The 511-nt window shown below is 40.3% G+C and carries 1 protein-coding gene; it reads right to left on the reverse strand.

From position 1 onward, the window contains the following. A partial coding sequence (locus tag ACK4HU_RS22015; RefSeq protein ID WP_409810376.1) for an MgtC/SapB family protein occupies nt 1–153 on the reverse strand: 153 nt, incomplete at its 3' end. Between the last annotated feature and the right edge of the window lie 358 nt (nt 154–511).

The following is a 511-nucleotide window of genomic DNA, read 5'->3' on the forward strand; positions in this document are numbered from 1 at the left end:
TATAGAGATAAGCGTAAATGCGGCAGAGCCAAGGGCAACAAGTGTGTTGGTACGAAGTCCGGCACTTTTTTGCCGCCATTGTCTTTCTAGTCCAATGGCAATCCCGAGTATAAGGGCTAAAGAAAGGCGTGTGGCGAAATCTAATAATGTCATTTTTCTTTCTGCTTGTGCAAACACCCTTGTCTTTTGCACCTGCAAAAAGCATGGTGCAAAATCAGATTAGGTATCTACTTGTTTTACAACCGGGATCGGAATCTATATAAGTCTGTTTTTTATTGGCGCTACAAAACTAAAACAGCTCCCGATTGGGAGCCGTTAGAGACCTTTTAGAAAAAAATTAGAATTTTATTAGAGTCTGAAGGAGAAACCAAAAAACAAGGTGCTGGGCGATATGGCATTAAGCCCTAAATTAAAGGCAGTATCTAGCCTGAAATTGGGACTTACTTCATAGATTAATCCCGAATTGGCCGTATGGATGTAAGAATTATTTTCGCCCAAAATAGCGACATAT

Source organism: Algoriphagus sp., assembly GCF_046296635.1.
In the GTDB taxonomy this organism is placed as follows: Bacteria; Bacteroidota; Bacteroidia; order Cytophagales; family Cyclobacteriaceae; genus Algoriphagus.